This window comes from Flavobacterium daejeonense DSM 17708 (assembly GCF_000425425.1).
Classification (GTDB): Bacteria; Bacteroidota; Bacteroidia; order Flavobacteriales; family Flavobacteriaceae; genus Flavobacterium; species Flavobacterium daejeonense.
In genome coordinates this window covers 1-2,252 of record NZ_AUDK01000049.1, presented here as the reverse complement: position 1 = coordinate 2,252, position 2,252 = coordinate 1, and the positions used below count along the sequence as shown (strand labels likewise).

Here is a 2,252-nt window from a genome sequence, read left to right as displayed (position 1 = left end):
AAAGATTAAAAAGTTTCTTTTAATGCTTTTGTTTTTGTAAGTGCAGATGCAATGACTTGGCGTATGTCGTAATATTTATATTCCAAGTAAAACTTGCCATAATGTTTGGCTATCATTTTTAAACAAGCAGGACCACAATCCATCATGTCCATTTGTCTGTCACATGGAAAACTATATAATTGCATAGATGAAATTAAGTATTAAGCAAACGTAAGATATTTTTTATTAGAAAAAAAATATTATTTATAAGATTTTTTTTCTAATATTGTGTTGTGATAAAATTATAAACTACTCTTATTATTTAACTTAAACATATTTTAACTATGAAAAACAAAACCAAATTAGCATTTGAGTTGCTAGAACAGGAAATGGAAACACTTCACAAAGAGGAAATGACTAAAGTAGTTGGTGGTATAGATGCTAGTGTTTGGTATGCTTTTGTCGATTCTTATATAAATGGGAATTTAAGTTCTGGAAGTTATGGATATTCAAGTTCAGGTGGATATTCAAGTTCAGGTGGGTATTCAAGTTCAAATGGGTATTCAAGTATAGGTGGGTTTCCACCAAATGACTGTGTGTTTCAAAGTATGGAATATATAGGAAATCAGTTATTTATGGGAGGAGAGAATTTTTCTTTAGCTTGTATGCAGCAAAGTTACAATTCTATCTATTCATCTGCTATCGGTTCCGGATATATTCCACCCGCATCAGGTGGTGTCTCGCCGTCAGTGTTTACAAATTTTGTTGATCAATATTTCAATAGGGCAAATATAACTAATACACAAGATTTAAGTAATTTTATAAATGCTGGAGGAAATAATTTTGCAATAGGAGTATATCGTAAATATAGTTCAAGTGGGAGTGGTGAATCAACTCTTCATGCAATAGTAATAATGAGTGTATCAGCTGATGGTTCTCAATATTATTGTAAAGATCCTCAAAATGGTGGTGCGGATTTCTATGTTCCTGCAAATTGCATGGAAAAATACGCTGCTATAAATGGAATATGTCAATAAAACAGATTATTTGAAAGATAAATATAGTTGGATGTTTTTTTAAACTCAAATTACAAAATGCAAAAAAAGAAAAGATTTGATTGTTTTCTTATTTTATTAATGCTTATTTATACTGGTTTTTCTTTGTATGCACAAAATCAATTAGATGAAAAGTTTAAAGAAAAAGCAAGTAATAATAGGTATAATATGATATATGGGGTGCCTAGTGGTTATTATGGAGTACAGGCTGAAATTTGTTATAGCTCTAATGAAAAAGTTATACAAAGTTCATTTGATCACGGACTAAAAAATGAAAAGTATAATATAGAAGTTGCTTTTGCAATGATAGATTCCAAACCTGATAACTCACCAAGAGGAAAACTTATAAGGAAAGGGTGGAATCCTTATAAGATTAACTACGTAGTAATTTCAAATGAGTCTGATACAATTTTATCGAAAGTGAGGTATCTTGATACATTACAATTGGAAAAAGTAAATGCAAACAGAGGAGTGATTTATAATTTAAGGATTCTTAATAAATATAAAGGTAAATATGATAGGTGTAAAAAAATAACATTTTATAAAGATAATGTTGGGAGGGCTGAAATATTGTTTTTTTATAATAAAGGAAATGATACTTTGGTAGATGAAGAGATAAATAAAACATGGGGTATGTTGAAGTTTAAGTCATGAAGACAGTATTTAGAGCTTAGAATTTTAAATATAGTTTTTCAAATAATTTATAGGCTTTGACAACTTAAAAATCTTGTCAAAGCTTATTCTTTATTATATGAATCAAGAATCTATGTTTTAGATTTTGTTGATTTAAATCATTTAACATACATATTCGGATGTAAATTCAATAAATGTGTTTTGAGAATATATTAAACAGATAACAATGAATAAAATAAGATTTTTTATTACAGGGCTTTGCTTCGTTATCCTGACTTCTTTTAATTCGGACAATTTACCGAAAAAATTTACCGATTTACTTAATAGAGCAGAAATGACTTTTAATCAACTGGGCGAATATTCCGAAACTCAGCCGATTGAGAATGAACAAATGAACTATGAGTATGCGCTTATAAATAATGCCAAAGATTTTGAAATTCGCTATGCTATCAGACCATTGGATGAGATGCTCACAAATTATAATGAGCGGGAAAAAAATAAAAAGGCTGGCGATATGAATATACACCCTAATAAATTGTATGCTGCAACTTTTCATGCAATAGTATTTAATGTTTCGGGTGGCAA

4 protein-coding genes are annotated in these 2,252 nt (G+C 29.2%); 3 read left to right on the top strand and 1 reads right to left on the bottom strand.

Translation table 11 applies throughout. The features are described 5' to 3' along the window. Positions 1–5 precede the first annotated feature (5 nt). Entirely contained in the window at positions 6–185 is a 180-nt protein-coding gene (locus H599_RS21440; protein WP_026715337.1) for a cysteine peptidase family C39 domain-containing protein, read from the bottom strand. A gap of 138 nt (positions 186–323) precedes the next feature. Between H599_RS21440 and H599_RS0117695 the strand changes: the two genes are divergently transcribed. The 3 genes from H599_RS0117695 to H599_RS20095 form a co-directional block, all read left to right on the top strand. Continuing rightward, a complete protein-coding gene (locus tag H599_RS0117695; protein WP_026715336.1) occupies positions 324–1,016 on the top strand; it encodes a hypothetical protein in 693 nt (230 codons plus the stop codon). 57 nt (positions 1,017–1,073) lie between these two features. Further along, entirely contained in the window at positions 1,074–1,688 is a 615-nt protein-coding gene (locus H599_RS0117690; RefSeq protein ID WP_026715335.1) for a hypothetical protein, read from the top strand. A 205-nt stretch (positions 1,689–1,893) separates the two neighbouring features. After that, positions 1,894–2,252 (top strand): hypothetical protein (locus tag H599_RS20095; protein ID WP_035141919.1); only part of this gene is annotated, 359 nt, incomplete at its 3' end.